This is a genomic window from Perspicuibacillus lycopersici, assembly GCF_025660475.1.
Classification (GTDB): domain Bacteria; phylum Bacillota; class Bacilli; order Bacillales; family Caldibacillaceae; genus Perspicuibacillus; species Perspicuibacillus lycopersici.
Genome location: NZ_JAOUSF010000004.1, coordinates 207176 through 221829, shown reverse-complemented (window position 1 = coordinate 221829; position 14654 = coordinate 207176). Strand labels below are relative to the sequence as shown.

14 protein-coding genes are annotated in these 14654 nt (G+C 36.7%); 2 read left to right on the top strand and 12 right to left on the bottom strand.

What is annotated here, in order from left to right; translation table 11 throughout:
• Positions 1-519 precede the first annotated feature (519 nt).
• The 7 genes from OEV98_RS13185 to OEV98_RS13155 form a co-directional block, all read right to left on the bottom strand.
• Positions 520-1026, bottom strand: a complete 507-nt coding sequence (locus OEV98_RS13185; protein ID WP_263073782.1) for a GNAT family N-acetyltransferase — start codon at positions 1024-1026, stop codon at positions 520-522.
• Positions 1027-1070: 44 nt separating this feature from the next.
• Complete coding sequence (locus OEV98_RS13180) at positions 1071-1700, bottom strand: response regulator transcription factor (protein ID WP_263073781.1); 630 nt, start codon at positions 1698-1700, stop codon at positions 1071-1073.
• 19 nt (positions 1701-1719) lie between these two features.
• Positions 1720-2793, bottom strand: coding sequence for a sensor histidine kinase (locus OEV98_RS13175; protein WP_263073780.1), 1074 nt, complete (start codon positions 2791-2793; stop codon positions 1720-1722).
• Entirely contained in the window at positions 2790-3524 is a 735-nt protein-coding gene (gene liaF, locus OEV98_RS13170; RefSeq protein WP_263073779.1) for a cell wall-active antibiotics response protein LiaF, read from the bottom strand. Before liaF ends, OEV98_RS13175 begins: the two co-directional genes overlap by 4 nt.
• A gap of 223 nt (positions 3525-3747) precedes the next feature.
• On the bottom strand, positions 3748-4392 hold the full coding sequence (locus OEV98_RS13165; RefSeq protein WP_263073778.1) for a PspA/IM30 family protein: 645 nt from the start codon (positions 4390-4392) through the stop codon (positions 3748-3750).
• Between the two features lie 43 nt (positions 4393-4435).
• Positions 4436-4789, bottom strand: coding sequence for a lmo0954 family membrane protein (locus OEV98_RS13160; RefSeq protein WP_263073777.1), 354 nt, complete (start codon positions 4787-4789; stop codon positions 4436-4438).
• An 84-nt stretch (positions 4790-4873) separates the two neighbouring features.
• Positions 4874-5389 (bottom strand): RDD family protein, encoded by a 516-nt coding sequence (locus OEV98_RS13155; RefSeq protein WP_263073776.1) that lies wholly within the window; start codon positions 5387-5389, stop codon positions 4874-4876.
• Between the two features lie 351 nt (positions 5390-5740).
• On the opposite strand from OEV98_RS13155, the gene OEV98_RS13150 reads away from it, so the two are divergent.
• A complete protein-coding gene (locus OEV98_RS13150) occupies positions 5741-6943 on the top strand; it encodes a serpin family protein (RefSeq protein ID WP_263073774.1) in 1203 nt (400 codons plus the stop codon).
• Between the two features lie 280 nt (positions 6944-7223).
• On the opposite strand, the gene OEV98_RS13145 is transcribed toward OEV98_RS13150, so the two are convergent.
• From OEV98_RS13145 to OEV98_RS13125, 5 genes are all read right to left on the bottom strand, one after another.
• Positions 7224-8702: a flotillin family protein gene (locus OEV98_RS13145; RefSeq protein WP_263073772.1), complete on the bottom strand. Its 1479-nt coding sequence runs from the start codon at positions 8700-8702 to the stop codon at positions 7224-7226.
• 77 nt (positions 8703-8779) lie between these two features.
• Positions 8780-9319 carry a hypothetical protein gene (locus tag OEV98_RS13140; RefSeq protein WP_263073771.1) on the bottom strand — a complete coding sequence of 180 codons (540 nt, stop codon included), beginning with the start codon at positions 9317-9319 and terminating at the stop codon, positions 8780-8782.
• Between the two features lie 250 nt (positions 9320-9569).
• A complete protein-coding gene (locus OEV98_RS13135; protein ID WP_263073769.1) occupies positions 9570-9767 on the bottom strand; it encodes a hypothetical protein in 198 nt (65 codons plus the stop codon).
• A gap of 122 nt (positions 9768-9889) precedes the next feature.
• Entirely contained in the window at positions 9890-11800 is a 1911-nt protein-coding gene (locus OEV98_RS13130) for a PAS domain-containing sensor histidine kinase (RefSeq protein WP_263073768.1), read from the bottom strand.
• A gap of 848 nt (positions 11801-12648) precedes the next feature.
• Positions 12649-12813: a hypothetical protein gene (locus OEV98_RS13125; RefSeq protein WP_263073767.1), complete on the bottom strand. Its 165-nt coding sequence runs from the start codon at positions 12811-12813 to the stop codon at positions 12649-12651.
• A gap of 459 nt (positions 12814-13272) precedes the next feature.
• On the opposite strand from OEV98_RS13125, the gene OEV98_RS13120 reads away from it, so the two are divergent.
• Complete coding sequence (locus OEV98_RS13120; RefSeq protein WP_263073766.1) at positions 13273-14649, top strand: MATE family efflux transporter; 1377 nt, start codon at positions 13273-13275, stop codon at positions 14647-14649.
• Positions 14650-14654: the final 5 nt, after the last annotated feature.

Genomic DNA, 14654 nt, shown 5'->3' with positions numbered 1-14654 from the left:
GGATTCCTACCTATCTTTCCCTCCAGAATCCTTTTGACAACGACCATCAATCGGATTCCTACCTATCTTTCCCTCCAGAATCCTTTTGACAACAACCCCCTACACGATTCCTACCTATCTTTCCCTCCAGAATCCTTTCGACAACAACCATCAACAGGATTCCTACCTATCTTTCCCTCCAGAATCCTTTTGACAACGACCATCAATCGGATTTCTTCCTATTTTTCCCTCCAGAATCCTTTTGACAACAACCATCAACAGGATTCCTACCTATCTTTCCTTCCAGAATCCTTTTGACAACAACCCTCTACACGATTTCTTCCTATTTTTCTTTCCAGAATCCTTGTAATAACCACCCTCAATAGGATTTCTAGCAACCTTTCTCTTTCAAATCCCTATGATAACATTCATCAGCAAGATTCCCGGTAACTTTCTCTTTCAAAATCCTTTGATCATTGGCAATAACGGGAATTCTAGCAATCTAGCAACGAAAAATTCACGATTCCCCAGCTAAAAAATCTACTTCACAAATAAGACCATATAGTCCTCATCATAATAAGTAGATCCAGATTTCATCGCTTTTTCTTCATGCCCAAATACTTGAAATCCTAATTTAGTGTAAAGCTGTTTTGCTTGTTCATTGGACGAAACAACCGATAAATTAATTTTTTCTATCTCTCGTATTGTTCCTGCATGCTCAATGGCTGCTTCTACCAATGCTTTTCCTACACCAGATTTCCGTACGGACGGGGTGACATACATAGCAAAAATAGAAGCCCGATGCTTCAGTTTCTCATGTCTTTCCTGAAGTAAGGTGACGACCCCAACTAGCTGATCATCCACAAATGCTCCAAAATTAAAATTCCCCTCTGATTGAAAATTACGCATCACCTGTTCGACAGGATTTTCTCTCGTTAACGCTTCCTCATAGCTCGTCAAAAAAGCTTCCGGATTATTTTTCAATGCTTCCAATCGTAATATCCAATATTTTTCTGCATCATTCGTTGTAAGTAATCGTATTTCCATCCTTTTATCCCCTTATTTTTCAACTGTTTATCCTATCCGACAGGTTAAACTAACGAATGCCGAAACGCATAAATGACCGCCTGTGTCCTGTCTTGAACCTCTAGCTTGCTTAAAATATTGCTAACATGTACCTTCACGGTTTTTAAAGAAATAAACAACGCATCGGCGATTTCTTGGTTTGATTTTCCTTCAGCCACCAGTAGTAATACTTCCATTTCCCTTGCAGTCAGTTCCTCGTGTGGTAAGCTAGTTTGCTTCGTGCGCATTTTTGCCATCATTTTATTCGTTACCTCTGGTTCAAGAATCGATTGTCCTTGATAAGTGGACCGAATCGCATTGGCAATTTCCTGTGCCTTCGATGTTTTTAATATGTAGCTTGTCGCACCTGCTTCTAACGCTGGATATACTTTGTCATCGTCTAAAAAGCTTGTTACAATAATAATTTTTGCTTCTGGCCATTCCGTCATTATTTGCTTCGTTGCCTCAATTCCATCCATTTCATCCATCACTAAATCCATTAAAATAATATCTGGTCGTAAAGCTAGTGCCAATTCTACTGCTTTTTTGCCATTTTCTGCTTCCGAAACCACTTCAATATCTGATTGTGCGGAGAGATATGCCGAAACCCCTATCCGTACCATTTCGTGATCATCAACAAATAATACTTTTATCATTTGGCCATTCCCTCCTTAACTAATCGATTTTCTTGAGGCTTTGGATTGCTTCTGTTTCTATCTCATTTCCCTCTGGCTGCCATTTTGGAACTTTTACCTCAAGACGGGTTCCCTTGCCAGGAAGACTGACAATCTTGAAGGTCCCGCCAATTTCCGTTGCGCGTTCCTTCATATTTTGCAAGCCATAGGAGCCTGATTTGGAAGCATCTACTTCAAATCCCACACCATCATCTACAATACGCAAAATAATAAATTGATCTCTTTCAATCAGTAATACTTCTAATTTTGTTGCTTTTGCATGTCGCAAAGTATTCGAAACCGATTCCTGAACAATACGGAATAAATGGTCCTCTACCCCGCGGGTTAACTGCATTTCCTCTGCAATCCACTGAATATTCATCGGTACCTTTTGCCGTAACTCCGTTAGTAATTCCTCAATTCCTTCTTGCAATGATTTTCCTTTTAATGCAACAGGCCGTAAATGGAGGAGCAGGGCACGCATCTCTAATTGGGATTGATGAATCATTTCTTCTACTAATTTCAATTGCTTAGCCTGTGGAAGCTCGTGTTCCGTTGATTCTGTAATTGCTGAAAGTAACATTGAAGCAGCAAATAATTGCTGGCTTACCGAGTCATGCAATTCCCTTGCTAGCCGATTACGCTCCTGGGAAATGATTGCTTGAATTTGCTTTTCTTCTACGTCCACCTTTTCGCTTACTAACTTTTGCGTAATCAAGGTCTGTTCTTTCCATTGCTTTTGCAATGCTTCCATTTCGGTAAAAATTGCGGTTAATTCACTCGGGACTTGATCCTGCGCAATTTTCTTCGATTCTATCGGAATTTCTGCCAATGTTTTTTCTAACAGCTTCCATTTTTGCATGTCATTGATCCCGGAGGCAACACCTGTAATTACCCCAATAGTGGCAATAATCGCAAGAACCATCACAGCGAAAGGAACATCAAATAAGCGCTGATGCCAAAGATCTGCCCAATTTTCTAAACGGAAAGTATAAAAAATAAGAGCGGCACTACACAACATGACAAGCAAACTGATACCTAAATGAGCCAAAAGCTTTTTTACAATAGTACTCATATCCGTTTCACCTCAACATTTCCAATAACCATGGAGGTGATAATTTTTATTTTATTTGCTGTTTCATCAAAATGTTCGGTTTGCACATAAATGGTTTTATTCATCACATTTTTTTCTTGAAAATCAAATACTGTTAACGAGCCCGATAGTACGGAGTGATGAACAGAGACTTCCTGCTCATATGGAATGAGTATTTGAACATTACCTATAAAACCACGGATGGAAATTACAGCAATTCCTTCAGGAAGCACAGTATTACTTAAATCAATAACCGTATCCCCTATTCCTGTTTGGATATTCACATCATTCCATTCATACACATTCGTCGAGCTACTTTGGTTGCCAAAAAGGAAATTCCGTAATAGTGAGGTTTTCCGGATAATTTTGCTGCCAGTAGCATTACTATCATTCATCGTAACTTCTGGTTGTACTACGGTAGGATTTTTTCTTGTTTGCGTAAATTGATAAATGGCAAAAATTAATAAACCAAATAAAAGGATCCGAAAAACAAATAAATTAATAACCGTAATGATAAGGAATAGGATTCCTAACCAAAAGAATATTTTCCCTAAAAACACATGTAGGATTTTTTTCCCGACATATAGGAAAACGATGGCAATGATTAATAAAAAAATAAGTCCTGGATTAAAAATAGTGAAATCCATTATGAGCAATAGGATACTAATGAGGATAATCCACGATATTGTTTCTTTATTGTTGTGAAAAAACATGGATACCTCACCTCCTGTATAATAAAACTGATAGTATATTGCTTAATGATTAACAAAAAAATTGTTAAAGGTTCCCGTTTATTTAAGATAACAAAAAATATATAATGAAAGATACCCTACAACCAATGAAAGGCGGAAAATGTCGTTCTTCCGCCTTTCTAGAATATCATGAAAATTTTTGAAAATCTATTATTCTTAAGCATGTTAGTGCTATTCAAAATTGCTATGATTGTGTAACGGTATTCTCTGATTGTTGCTTCTCTAATTTGGCAATTCGTGCATCAATCGTATTTCGGAAATAGCTAGAATTCACTTGATGCTCCAAACGTTCAAGGTAATTTTCCATTTCAGAAAAGCGAGTAAAGGAGGTGCTAGATTGATTGGATTGCTCTAGCATTTTACTCACACGGTAGTTGGCTCTAGCAACATTTTCTTTGCCCATAAGTTCCAACCGTTTTAATTGCATATCCTTTAATTTATGCTGCATTTCTGTATAGTTTCTTTCCAGCGTGTCTAGCTGCTCCATCGTCGTTCGGTTTGCTTCCTCTAAGCGATTCATTCGATCCTCGTATTGAATTTGTTCTCCATTTGCAAATTCATATAATTCTTGTTCACCTGCTTTTAATGCAACGGCAGCTTGATGCTTTCTTTTTTCTGCAAGATCTTTTGCCTGTACATATTCTCTTGTAAACTCTTCCTTCAATACGTATTGCCGTTCAATGAGCTTACGTACCTTTTCGATTTCCTTTTCACATTCCCGTAAATATTGATTTAATAAGGAAATTGGATTTTTTTGTTCCTTTTGATCTAGCATTTCATGCAAATCAGCAGTTACTGAGTTTTTTACTCTTCTAAATAAGTTGGTCATCTATCTCGTCTCCTCTTCTTTCATTATCTTCATGATTGAATAATTACCATGTTTTGTTGAGCTTTTCCCATTCCTTTTCAAAATTTGTAAATGGATCATCGGAAGGCTTTTCGATAATAACATCTGATTTTTTGTTCCAATTTTTATACACGTAATAAAGCACATATGCTGCAACTAAACCGATGATTGCTGGGAGATTAGATATTGCTCCAATTAACGCAACCACCCCAATAATTCCCCAGAAAACCTTACTTGTGGTTTCACTCGCTCGAACAAATTTTTTAAAGGAAAAGTAAAGAATTCCTAAGCAGATGGCTAGCCCTATCATTGGACCTATTGTGGAAAATAAAATGATTAGCGCAACGATTGCCGCAAACACGAAAATGAGTTTTTTCATTTTTTATTTCCTCCTTTCATGTTACTAGCATATCTATTTTTACGTCTCTTCATCATGTACTGTAGCTATATTTTCTAGTAGTACTTAAGTCTTAGTGAGGGTACGTCCTTCAATTTTTATAATAAAAACACCGGTTGCTCGATCATATAGGGGTTGATTTTGCTTACTGTAAAGGAGACTTCCAATACAAATTACAACAAAAAGAAACCAAAGAACGAATAAAATTAGCGGAGTGTCACTTGCTTGCTCAATGTAAACACGCAGAAGAAGAAAATGTGAAAGAAAAAGAATCATAGCTTTAATAATGGAACGAAACAATGTCTGAAGGAAACCGATCTTTCCACCAGAAAAATCGACTACCTTTAAGCACAGTAATTGCTTACCAATACTTGCCTGCCAGCGGGATCGCTCAAAATAAGGAAAAATAATATTAGCGAATAGGAAGAGGATGATTCCATAACCAGTTGCAAGGAAAAAGATTTTACTTACTATAAAGGCTAAAATAGAAAGAAGGAGGCTGTCTATTGCAAATGCCGCCAATCTTTCCGCAACAGTTGCATAAGTAACGTCCTCTCGTTTCACAAAATTCATTCGAACCATAATCCACGCTCCTTATCTTTAAATAACGTTAACTAAATCATATCATTTCCCCTATTGATGGTGAAAATATGCATGCCAAAATAGTTTGTCTCCATAGCCACCACTTAATTTTAGGCTGTTTTCGGATAAATGATTGCTATTTGTAATAGTCCTCAAACTGAACACACTCTGCTTTTCGTGGAGTGTGTCAGTCAACTCATTAGTTTAAACAAAATTTCTTATCTTGCTATATTCCAACAGTCCGTTAGAAAATGGCCATATGTTAAAACATTAATATCGTACGGAACTTCTTAAAGATTTTCTCGTCTAATTGATAAATAGACACCAACTTGATAGGAGGGAATTTCTTAAATGAAAAGACTTATTATCGCATTAACATTTAGCTTACTTGCTGGTTGCGGTACCTCTAGTTCAGCTAACTTTGCTGAAGAAGATTATAAAATGATGTCAGAAGCCAATAATCAATTTGCATTTGATTTATTTAATGAGTTGTTAAAAATAAAAGAAGCAGAAAATATCTTTTTTTCTCCGACGAGTGTCCATTTAGCATTAGCGCTTGCCTATAACGGGGCAAAAACCGAAACGAAGCAAGAAATGGGTGCTGTCCTTCATGTGAACCAATATGAGGTTGAGGAAACGAATCGTGCTTACGCTTCGTTCTTAAACAAAATGAATAGTGACGACGGTTATGCGACAGTAAACATTGCTAATTCCATCTGGATTCGCAACGGCTATCCCTTTTTAGAGAGTTTTCTAAATACTACAGAGGATTACTATGGGGCAGAAGTTCATTCGGTAGATTTCATGGATCCAAAAACGAAAGATGAAATCAATGAATGGGTTGAGGATGCGACAAACAAAAAAATCAAAGATATGGTACAACAAATTAAACCGAACACTGTGAGCTATTTACTCAATGCGATTTATTTTAAAGGAGAATGGAAAACTCCTTTCGATGAAAAACAAACCTATATCGATACCTTTACATTAGCTAATAAGCAAACGAAACCGCATCCTTTTATGAGTCAGTATGGGAAATTTGACTATTTAGAGACTAACGGATTTCAAGCAATTTCCCTGCCCTATGCGAATGACGAAATGAGCATGATTGTTGTATTACCTAGGGAAGGTAAAAGCTTGAAGGAGTTTTATTCTCAATTAACTGCAGCCCAGTGGGATTCATGGCTAAATGATTTTTCGAAAAAGGAAGGAAGTCTTCAGCTACCTAAGTTTGAAATGGAATTCGAAGCAACTTTAAATGATCCGCTAATAAACCTAGGTATGCCTCTCGCCTTTAGTGGGCAAGCAGATTTTCGTGCAATGGTTGAAGGTGGAGGAATTGCTATTGATGAGGTCCGTCATAAAAGCTATATTGTCGTCAATGAAAAAGGGACAGAAGCAGCGGCTGCCACTTCGATAGCAATGACCGAATCTGCTGCAATGGATACCTTCACGATGACCGTCAATCGACCATTTTTCTATGCAATTGTAGATAATGCTTCTGGGACGATTCTATTCCTCGGAGAGATGGATAACCCTGTATATGTGGAATGAAAACTGTGGCGAGTGGCATGGAATTCCTCAAAGATTATGAAAAAATAACAATGGAAGCCGCTACTCGCCCCAGTTATACCAATCGTTTGTAACTTTTTAAGTGCTACTAGTAAATAAAAACTGAGGTAAAAAAATGTGATAGAATTATTGAAAAAATTGATGGGAAAATACATTATCTATTACCTATTTCCATAGAGAAAAAAGCAGTGCTATCGTTTAATAATAAAGTATTAAAAAAGACGCTTGGTTTTGAAATTACCAAGCGTCTTCTCTTCTTACATTATTCGTTCATTACATTTCCTTTACCCGAAAGATTTCCCAGCAATTCTTTTACATCAATTCCTGAGGATGCTTTTAATGATTCTTGTAGGGTGGACATTAAATTTGTGGCATATCCAGTAATTTTATTGGCTCCGCCATTTTTGTCACTGCTACCTGTATCGACAACTGTAATCTTTTCAATATTTGCCAATGGTGCTGCAACCTCTTTCGCATATTCAGGAAGCATTTTCAAGATCATGTCGAGCACAGCTGCCTGACCAAATTGCTCGAATGCCTCGGCAATCTTTTGTTTTGCTTCTGCTTCGGCAATCCCTTTGAGTCGAATAATTTCTGCTTCGGTTTCCCCTTGTGCTCTTTCTGCTTCCGCTTTCGCTAAACCATCCAAACGAATCCGTTCTGCCTCCGCTTTTGCCATTGTTTCGACACGATATTTGTTTGCTTCTGCTTCTGCATATTGTTTTGCCTTTTCCGCTGCCGCTGCTTGCTCTACTGCATAACGATCGGCATCTGCCTTTTTCTTCACTTCTGAATCATATTGGCGTTCACGACGCAAAATTTCTTTTTCTTCTAGCTCGATTTGCTTTTGGCGCTCAATAATTCTAACTTGCATTTCTTGTTCTGTTACTTGTTGCTTTGCACGAGCAGATTCTAAATCATAGGCTTGGTCGGCACGTGCTTTGGCAATGTCCTGCTCCAAACGGTATTCAGCAATTTTCAATTGATTTTCTTTTTCCGCTTCCGCAATTTCTGTTGCTCGTTCCAATTCTGCCTTTTGCGCATCTTTACTAGCTTCTGCCTTTTTAATTCTTGTTTCTTTCTCTGCTTCTGCGGTTGCAATATCCGCATCACGTTTTACTTGTGCAATTCTCGGTTTTCCTAAGGAATCCAAGTAGCCATTTTTATCACGTACATCTTTAATAGTAAAAGATACGATGATCAATCCCATTTTCGCTAAATCTTGTGTTGCAACGCGTTGTACCTCTTGTGAGAATTTATCGCGATTTTTATAAATTTCCTCTACCGTCATAGATCCTAAAATCGAACGTAAATGTCCTTCTAACACTTCACGTGCTTCATTTTCTAAATCCTGCTTTGTCTTCCCTAAAAATTGTTCTGCAGCTGTTGCAATTTCCCCAATCGAGCTTCCTACTTTAATAATTGCGGTTCCATCTGCCATAACTGGAACCCCTTGCTCTGTATATACTTCTGGCGTAGAAACTTCTAGTTTACTAGATAATAAGCTGAGTGGCTCTGCACGCTGGAATACTGGCAATACAAATGTACCGCCACCACGAATAATTTTCACCTTATTTCCGGATTCGTCAACGTGGACGTTTTTACTACCTAAATAGCTACCAGTTACAATGAGTGCTTCATCTGGTCCCGTTGTCCGGTATTTGGAAACAAAGACACCAATAAGTGCAAGAAGAAGAACTACTACAATCGCAATAATAATCCAAGTACTGTTTAATTCCATTTTCCTACCTCCCATAAATTTTCATTATATATTTTTTTAAACATTACAAACGAAATCTACTATTCTCATATTGGGTACTATGTACGATAGATGCTTTTTTCATCATATGGTGTGACATATAATACCCCTTTTTGCACATCTACTATTAATACCTTTATTCCTTCTCCAATTTCTTCCTGCTCAAAGCTCACTGCTGATTTTGCAATCCTTCCACTATTGCTCTCAATGAGCACTTCACCATAGCCATCCTTTGGAATCGGGATAATTGTCGTTCCTAGACGACCTTTCAGTGATTCATCGGTGTATGCTAATGACTCCTCTGCCGAAGAAAGTGGAACAAGTACAAAAATATGGAGCAGCGCTGTCAATAGGACAGAAAGTAAAGCTGATAAAATCATAATTAACCAGCTATTCATTGCTGTAACCTGTTCCATCACATAGCCAGATGCAGAATGGAAAATGAGAAATACAAGTATGATTACTGGATTAAGAAACGGAATTCCTTCACCAACTGCATCTAAAAAATCACCAAACAAAATGTAGAGCAGAGTAAGCGCGCCTGCTATTAATAAAACCCATAAATAAACATTTTGAATTGGCATTCCGAAAAGTTCCATAGGCATCTTCCTCGAGTTTTATATTTTCATGAGCTCCATTCCTTTATTGAAAAATGGCAGCACATTATTCCCTACATATATAATGCTAGTATTGCTTAATATTCTGCTTTCTTAGTCTTTTTGACTACATACCATTATTACGATTTGGAGAATATATAAGTTTCAAATATTTTTTATTTTTTACAAAAAAATAATAGTTGCCACATACTGGAATATCATGACAACTATTTATTACTCTCGTATACATACATTAATTATTTTCTCTTTGCTGCCCAACTTCACCTTCACTAAGCATTATATTCGCTTCCTCAATATTTTTATGTTCATTAACTGAGTCACCAGGGTAATAATGCTGTGCTTGCAAAGGATAGCGCGAATTCATTTCGGTAGAAACAGAAACTTTTTCCTCTTGTGGTGTATCAGTTAATAGCTGTTTTGTTTTTTTCATTAGTACATTTTCCCTCCTTCATTAGTCAAAAGATGTTTACTTTCTTAATATGACCGATGAAGACAATATCATTCTAATGAAAAAGACACCACTATGGGTGTCCTGATTTCCAATAAAGTATTTTACTTTGCACTTTCTGAATCGATTGGCAAACAAACCGTTACAATCGTTCCTTGTCCGACCTCACTTTGAATATCTAGTGTTCCACGATGATTTTCTACAATCGTGTAGATCATTGACATGCCAAGACCTGTCCCTTTTTTCTTCGTCGTATAAAATGGTTCCCCGATATGCTCAAGCTGCTCTTTCGGAATACCGATGCCTTGATCCTGGAAGCTAATGCAAACTTCCTTGAAATTTTTCCTTTTGGCAGTAACTGTAATAACCCCGCCTTTATCCTCCATTGCTTCGATACCATTTTTAATAATATTTATAAAAACTTGTTTTAATTGTTTTATATCACATGGAATGTCTGGTAAATCATTCTCGGTCGTCAGCTGGATTTCAACATTATGCAGAACTGCTTGCGAATTCATTAGCTGCACAATATCAGATAAGCTGGAGGTAATATTTTCTTGCTTCATTTGCTTTACCTGTGGCTTCGATAATACTAGCAATTCATTTGTTATCGAATTGATTCGCGTTAATTCATCAAGCATAATTTGATAATATTGATCATTCATCCCAGTATTGCTTTTCATTAACTGTAAAAAGCCCATTAAGGATGTTAACGGATTTCGAATCTCATGAACAATTGATGCCGCAAGCTGTCCAACTGCGGAAAGCTTTTCCGATCGGATAAGCAATTCCTCCGTATGTTTATTTTTTGTAATATCCTTTACGATAATATAAAATCCATCAATTTTTTCATCAATAAATATTGGTATAATAGTCATGGAAGTATGGATTTTTTTTCCGCCCTTTGTTATTAAGGTTCCTTCAAAGGAATCGACGGCACCATGACCACTAAGTACTTGCTGAATAGAGGCAGTAAAATTTTGTTCATTCTTAGGATTAAACAATTTCATAATATTTAACTGAAAAAACTCTTCTGTACTGTATCCGGTAATTTTCTCAACTGCTGGATTAATGCCAACTAGATTTCCATAAATATCAAACGAGCAAATCCCGTCAGTATTATGTAATTTTAAGGATCGGTATTTTTGCTCACTTCGATGCAAGTTCTTTTCCATTTCTTTTAGTGACGTAATATCCTTGAGGATTCCAAATATGCCAACAATTTCACCTATAACCTTAATTGGAAAATAGGTAACAACACAATGACGGACAATGGAATTTTTATCGATTATGCTTAGCTCAAAGGTTTGCGTTTCGCCACTTCTAGCCTTATTAAAAAATGATTTCAGCAATTCAATATCCGTCTGTTGGATAAATTCAACCTCAAAATATTTTTTTCCCGAAAAATATTCTCGGTCATAGCCTGAAATTCGCTCCATACTTTGATTAATGCTCGTAATATATCCATCAAAGTCTAAGGAAAAGACGCCATCCGGATTTTGGTCAAATAGTGACTTATAATATTCATCATTAATTTTCTGTTTTGCACGTTCGACAGTGATATCTTGAAAAAATACAGAAAAGCCATTTTTGGATGGATGTACACGAACATGGAACCATTTATCTACTGGCGCCGGGTAATATTCATCAAACTCTACACTTTTTTGCTCTTCCATTATTTTATTATAGTGATGATGGAATTTTTGATCGATTCCCGTAGGAAACTCTTCCCATACATATTTCCCAATTAAGTCTTGCTGCTTTTTCTCCAGCATATCGGCACCTTTTTGGTTCATATATGTAAATCGCAAATCACGATCTAGTGCAAAAAATGCATCTGTGACACTTTCTATAATTTCAAGAAAATCGATATGATACGATTGATTTCCTTCCACTTCAGCCCTCTCCTGTCGCAAATATGTAGTTCTTCTTTTTTTATTGTAATGAACGATTATATGTATAGAATTTATCGTAAGGATAATTGCTCGATAGTTAAACAGATTAAATTTTTTCACACCAATTTCTCCAATACCACATTGGAGTGTAGTTTAAACATATTTTTGATAATTTTTTATATTTTATTAGATACAAATGTTTTTGTGAGGACTGTAGATGTGAATGTTTTCTTTTGTTGGTATGCTTTATTCCGTGCGGATAGCTTTTATGAGCGCGATATGGATCGATTTCTTTGCTGGAAGTGCGGGTGTGCCGTTTATGTATATGATTCTACGTGCTTTGTTTATTTGAAATCTTGTTGATACTATTTCTCTAAAGGATTTTAGCCGAAAATTTTGCTCGGTTTCCGGTTGATACTCCCTCTCTTAAGGATTTTACCCGAAAATATTACTCGGTTTCCTTTTGATACTTCCTCTCTAAAGGATTTTAGCCGAAAATATTACTCAGTTTCCTTTTGATATTCCTTCTCTAAAGGATTTTAGCCAAAAATAATACTCGGTTTCCTTTTGATACTCCCTCTCTAATGGATTCTTCCTCAAAATCATGCTCCATTTCCTTTTGATCCCCTCCCTCTTAAGGATTTTAGCCGAAAATATTACTCAGTTTCCTTTTGATATTCCTTCTCTAAAGGATTTTAGCCAAAAATAATTCTCGGTTTCCTTTTGATACTCCCTCTCTAATGGATTCTTCCTCAAAATCATGCTCCATTTCCTTTTGATCCCCTCTCTCTTAAGGATTTCGTTCGAATATATTACTCGGTTTCCTTTTGATACTTCCTCTCTATAGGATTCTTCCTCAAAATCATGCTCCATTTCCTTTTGAACCACTCCCTCTTAAGGATTTTAGCCAAAAATATTACTCGGTTTCCTTTTGATACTTCCTCTCTAAAGGATTCCATTCAAAATTTTTACTCGGTTTCCGGTTGATACTCCCTCTCTAATGGATTCTTCCTCAAAATCATGCTCCATTTCCTTTTGATCCCCTCTCTCTTAAGGATTTCGTTCGAATATATTACTCGGTTTCCTTTTGATACTTCCTCTCTATAGGATTCTTCCTCAAAATCATGCTCCATTTCCTTTTGATACCCTCCCTCTTAAGGATTTTAGCCGAAAATATTACTCAGTTTCCTTTTGATACTCCTTCTCTAAAGGATTTTAGCCAAAAATAATTCTCGGTTTCCTTTTGATACTTCCTCTCTATAGGATTCTTCCTCAAAATCATGCTCCATTTCCTTTTGATACCCTCCCTCTTAAGGACTTTAGCCGAAAATATTACTCAGTTTCCTTTTGATACTCCTTCTCTAATGGATTCATCCCAAAATAACCTATTCAACCACTCTTCTAAAATATACATAATGCCCTAAAAGAAGACATTGAATACGCTCACTTTTAAATAGAAGAAAAATGTCGGAATATCGCCTTATTTATCCAAAAATTTCATTAGATTTCCACTAATTTATCTATTCCTTTTTATTCGCTTTGGAGGTACAATAGATTCCATATGAATTTTAGAGTAAAGAAGGAGATTGCCGTTGACAGAGGAACAAAACAGATATCAGGAACAATCACTTTTTAGTATTTCATGGCCGTTATTTATCGAAATTACCTTGCATATGAGTACCGGTATAATTGCTACGCTTATTTTAAGTGGATACGCGGATAATGCAGTGGCCGGTGTTGGGGTTGCAAACCAAATCTTAAATATTTTTATTTTAGTATTTAATGTAACCGCTATAGGAGCCACGATATTAATTGGGCAAAATTTAGGAGCAGGGAAATTAAATCAGGCTAGACGTCTTGCACGGACCGCATTTGGTGTAAATTTCTGGGTTGGAATTTTCATGACGCTAGTTGTCTTTTTCTTAGGAGGTATCTTTTTAAAGTTTTATGGACTTAGTGGAGAAGTGTATCAATATGCACTAACATTCTTACAAGTTACTGGACTATCACTTTTTCTTGAAGCAATTTCCTTAGCGATTAGTGCCGTTCTACGTAGCTATGGATATACAAAAGAAACGATGGTTGTTACCGTTATAATGAACTTCATTAGTATTATCGGATATTTTATCGCAATTAAAGGATTATTTGGATTGCCTGTAACAGGGGTAGTCGGAGTTTCCTGGTCTATTTTTGCAGCAAGAGTTTTCCTTATTGTAGCACTTCTTATTTTAGTTTATCGAAAAATTGCTTTACGCTTATATGTGAAAGATATTTTTTCCATGAACAAGGAAGATGTAAAAGGAATACTTGCGATTGGGATTCCATCCGCTGGCGAAAACTTATCCTACCAATTTTCTCAAGTTGTTCTTACTAGCTTTGTAGCAGTCATTGGTGATGCTGCACTTGCTGCACGTGTCTATATATTAAATATTTCCATGGTATGCTTTTTATTCACAATGGCGATTGCTCAAGGAACACAGTTACTTATCGCCAGATATATTGGTGCAAAGCAGTATGACCGAGCATTAAAACGGGGAATTAAAACATTAAAAATTGCGATGATTGCCTCTACTGCTGTATCGCTAATCGTAGCATTAATTGGTGAACCGATTCTTGAAGTATTCACGAATGATCCAGAAATTATTGCCGTTGGTCTTCCCGTATTATGGGCGATTGTATTTATTGAACCTGGCCGTGCGATGAATATTGTTTTAATGGGTGCTTTAAAATCAACTGGTGATGTCCGCTTTCCAGTAATTATCGGTGTGATTACAATGTGGGGAGTAGCTGTTGCGTTTGGTTACTTATTTGGAATTACATTAGGATTCGGATTACTTGGTATTTGGATTGCCCAAGGATTAGATGAATGGGTTCGCGGGATATTTGCCTGCAAACGTTGGTTAACAAAGCCTTGGGAACGGAAACAAACTGTGCAAAAACCGTTACCGGCAGCAAAGCCAAGCTCATAAACAGA

Bases quoted from the DNA above. Each gene is read 5' to 3' on its own strand.
- OEV98_RS13185 (WP_263073782.1), bottom strand. From the start codon at position 1,026: ATGGAAATACGATTACTTACAACGAATGATGCAGAAAAATATTGGATA.
- OEV98_RS13180 (WP_263073781.1), bottom strand. From the start codon at position 1,700: ATGATAAAAGTATTATTTGTTGATGATCACGAAATGGTACGGATAGGG.
- OEV98_RS13175 (WP_263073780.1), bottom strand. From the start codon at position 2,793: ATGAGTACTATTGTAAAAAAGCTTTTGGCTCATTTAGGTATCAGTTTG.
- liaF (WP_263073779.1), bottom strand. From the start codon at position 3,524: ATGTTTTTTCACAACAATAAAGAAACAATATCGTGGATTATCCTCATT.
- OEV98_RS13165 (WP_263073778.1), bottom strand. From the start codon at position 4,392: ATGACCAACTTATTTAGAAGAGTAAAAAACTCAGTAACTGCTGATTTG.
- OEV98_RS13160 (WP_263073777.1), bottom strand. From the start codon at position 4,789: ATGAAAAAACTCATTTTCGTGTTTGCGGCAATCGTTGCGCTAATCATT.
- OEV98_RS13155 (WP_263073776.1), bottom strand. From the start codon at position 5,389: ATGGTTCGAATGAATTTTGTGAAACGAGAGGACGTTACTTATGCAACT.
- OEV98_RS13150 (WP_263073774.1), top strand. From the start codon at position 5,741: ATGAAAAGACTTATTATCGCATTAACATTTAGCTTACTTGCTGGTTGC.
- OEV98_RS13145 (WP_263073772.1), bottom strand. From the start codon at position 8,702: ATGGAATTAAACAGTACTTGGATTATTATTGCGATTGTAGTAGTTCTT.
- OEV98_RS13140 (WP_263073771.1), bottom strand. From the start codon at position 9,319: ATGGAACTTTTCGGAATGCCAATTCAAAATGTTTATTTATGGGTTTTA.
- OEV98_RS13135 (WP_263073769.1), bottom strand. From the start codon at position 9,767: ATGAAAAAAACAAAACAGCTATTAACTGATACACCACAAGAGGAAAAA.
- OEV98_RS13125 (WP_263073767.1), bottom strand. From the start codon at position 12,813: ATGGAGCATGATTTTGAGGAAGAATCCTATAGAGAGGAAGTATCAAAA.